3 protein-coding genes are annotated in these 3,424 nt (G+C 58.1%); all 3 read right to left on the bottom strand.

The genetic code is table 11. From position 1 onward, the window contains the following. Positions 1-92: 92 nt before the first annotated feature. A complete protein-coding gene (locus ABYV26_RS23245; protein ID WP_372683738.1) occupies positions 93-482 on the bottom strand; it encodes a four helix bundle protein in 390 nt (129 codons plus the stop codon). Between the two features lie 39 nt (positions 483-521). Further along, positions 522-1,727 carry a type II secretion system F family protein gene (locus tag ABYV26_RS23240; protein WP_372683736.1) on the bottom strand — a complete coding sequence of 402 codons (1,206 nt, stop codon included), beginning with the start codon at positions 1,725-1,727 and terminating at the stop codon, positions 522-524. Next, the coding region (locus ABYV26_RS23235; protein WP_372683735.1) for a GspE/PulE family protein at positions 1,720-3,424 on the bottom strand (1,705 nt) is incomplete at its 5' end. The genes ABYV26_RS23235 and ABYV26_RS23240, both read right to left, overlap by 8 nt.

Raw genomic sequence — 3,424 nt, 5'->3', positions numbered from 1 at the left:
TTCGGGGTTCTCAGTTCGGGGTTATTGAAATCAATTAGTCATCGCTTTAAGCTTGGTTTTTTTACTTCTTAAACATAGCACTGAACCCTAATTCATTTATATTTTGAGCCCTTGAAATCGTTGTTCTGAAGATACCGAAGCAGACCGCCGATAAGCCGGGCGGTCGTGTCAGCTTCCGTGTAGAGTTCTTCAAAGTGCGTTTGGTTCAAATAGCAAGCATCTAAAGCGACATACAGCTGAGACTGGATTTCCGACACAGAGCATTTCGCCACGGAAAGAAACTGGATGAACTCTTTGTTGCCGCCGCGGCCGAATCCTTCCGCAATATTGGCCATGGTAGAAACCGCAGCGCGCCTGATCTGATCTCGCAATCCGAAATCTCGAGCAAAGCTGCCGCCATTGGTTGCTGCATAGATAGCCGTCGTCAACTCTCTGGCCTTTTTCCAGGCCTCGATATCCTCAAACTTATCAAATGACGACATTTACCCCCCAACCCAGAACCCAGAACCCAGAACCAGAACTCAGAACTTCCCAATCACGTCATAAAGCGGCAAGAGGATCGACAGGACGATGAAACCGAAAATGCCTCCCAGCATGATGATGGACATGGGTTCGATGCTGGCGATCATGGTCTGGACGGTCCGTTTGGCCTCCCGGTCGTAGTAAGTGCCCAACCGTTCGAAGCAGACATCCAGGGTGCCGGTGGTTTCGCCGTTGCGAATGGCGCCGAGCAGCAGCGGGGGGAAACCGCCGGCCTTGTCGAAGCCGTCAGAGATGGCGTCGCCGCGTTGAACCGCATCAAAGGCTTTTTTGAGCAGCATTTCTAGGTAGCGGTTGCCCAGCACGTTGGCTGAAAGGATCTCGAATATTCCGTTAATCGACATGCCGGCCTGGTACATGGTGGCAAAATTGTGGCTGAGCCGAGCCATGGCGATGTTCGAGATCACCCCACCGATGACCGGCATGTTGAGAAGTTGCCGGTGAAACAGTACCCCGCCTTTCTCGGTGAGCTGAAGTACGTAGACGGCGATCGCGGACAGCACCATCGCCGTGGTGATGACGGCCCACCAGTTTCTGAAGAAGTGGCTCAGGTCCAGGATGAAGCGGGTCATGGTCGGCAGGTTGACACCCATCTGCACCAGCAGGCCGGCTAGCTGAGGCAGTACATACCCCACCCAGACGCCAATCACGGCCACGATGACGATGATCACGAACGTCGGGTAGATGGCCGCTCGCCTGACCGTCGAGCGGATCTCTTCCCGCCACTCCAGAAACGCGGAGAGATCCTTGAGACATTTGGGCAGTACGCCGGTCTCCTCGCCCATGCGGATGATGGCCAGGTCGAGCTTGCCGAAGACCTTGGGAAACCGGGACATGGCGGTGGTGAAGGTGTTGCCGTTTTCGATGGCGATGCGAATCTCGTCGACGATACGCCGCATTGGCCGTGAGGGCAGCCCGACGGCATTTTCCTCGAGTGCCGACAGCATCGGCAGGCCCAGTTCCAGGGTCTGGTGGAGCCGGTGGTAGAACTCGATGATATCGCGAGGGCGGACCCGATCCCCAAGGATGCTTTTGCCCAGGAACCCGTCGGTTTGCCGCTGGCTGGATATCAGGGTGAGTTCCTTGTCCAGCAGCTTGGTTTCCAGTTCCTTTTCGCTGGCGGCAATAGTGCTTCCTTTTAACAAAAGGCCGGCATTGTCTATGGCCTGGTAACCAAATTTAGGCATCGGCCACCACCCGGTAGACTTCCTCGAAGGAGGTGATGCCGGCGGCCGCCTTTTTCAGGGCTTGCTTGAGCATCAGACTGGTGCCGGCATTCACGGCCGCCTCTTCGATGGTGCTGTGCAACGCGCCGGTAAAGATCAGGCCCTGGATCTCCCGGTCCACACGGATGACTTCATAAATGCCTGTTCTGCCGCGGTAGCCGGCATGGTAGCAGGAATCGCACCCGACCGGCACCACCAGGCGCTCAGGGGGGACAATGCCGTGCTGGTCGAACAATGCGATCTGCCGTTCGTCGGGCTCGGCGTGGTCGCAGCAGTTCGTGCAGATTTTGCGGACCAGGCGCTGGGCGATGACCAGGCTCAGGGATGAGGCCAAAATGCCCTTGCTCACCCCCAGGTCCAGCAGGCGGTTGATCGCCGACGCGGCGTCATTGGTGTGCAGGGTGGAAAAAACCAGGTGACCGGTCATGGATGCCCGCAGGGCCAGGTCGGCCGTTTCCGTGTCCCGGATTTCACCCACCAGGATGATGTCCGGGTCCTGGCGCATGGCCGACCGCAGGGCGTTGCCGAAGGAGAGCCCCGCCTTGGGGTTGACGGCGGTCTGGCGAATGGTCGGGATGATGTACTCGATGGGATCCTCGACGGTCATCACGTTGATGTTGGGGCTGTTGACCGTCATCAGGGCCGAGTAGAGCGTCGTTGTCTTGCCTGAACCGGTGGGACCGGTGGCCACGATCAGGCCGTAGGGCCGCTTGATGTGTGACAGGAAAAGATCGAAGTCGGATTCCTCCAGGCCCAGGCGCCGCAGGTCGCCGACCACCTTGCTGTAGATCAGCAGCCGCATGACCGCGGTTTCCCCCAGGTGGGTGGGGAAGGTGGAGACGCGGATATCGATTTCCCCGATTTCACCGGAATACTTGATGCGCCCGTCGTGGGGGATGTTGGGGTTGGAGATGTCCATGTCCGCCATGATCTTGAACCGGGTGAGCAGGCTCTTGTGAAAGCGGATCGGAAAGAGGAACTTCTGCTGCAGCACGCCGTCGATGCGGTAGTAGATGCGGGACAGCTTCACGTCTGGCACCACGTGGATGTCGCTGGCGCCCAGCACCAACCCTTTTTCGATCAGCCGGTCCCCCAGCAGGACGATCTGGTTCTCTTCGAATTCGTCGTCGGTTACCGTGGCCCGCGTAATTCGATCGATGTCGACGTCGATGGCCAGGGCCGTCTTGTAGTAGAGTTCGATGGCACTCGCCAGCCAGTCCTTGGAAGCGATATAGGTTTCCACGCGGCAGCCGGTGATGCGGGCCAGTTTGTCCTTGGCGACCACGTCAAAGGGGTTGTTGGTGGCGGCCAGGATGGTGTTGTTGCGTTTCTGCAGCGGCATGATGCCGTGGGAGGTAATGAACTCCTGGGGGACCTGGGAGATGAGGCCGGGGTCCACCTTGATGGCATCCGTATCGAGAAGCTTGGCGCCGCTTTGCACTGCCAGGCACATCTGGAGCTGTTCCTGGGTGACCCAGTCCAGGCGCAGGAGCACGTCGCCCAGCATGATCCCTGTTTTTTTGGATTCCGTGAGGGCCAGTTCCAGTTGATCCTGGTCGACGTACCCCAGGTCGATAAGAATATCGCCAATGCGTTTTGCCATCTTACTGCCCTGTTGCCGTTGATTGGGCGGTGTCGAGATACCGCCTGAGGATTTG

The organism is Desulfosarcina sp. (genome assembly GCF_041551955.1).
Lineage (GTDB): Bacteria > Desulfobacterota > Desulfobacteria > Desulfobacterales > Desulfosarcinaceae > Desulfosarcina.
This window is presented reverse-complemented; position numbering and strand designations above follow the sequence as displayed.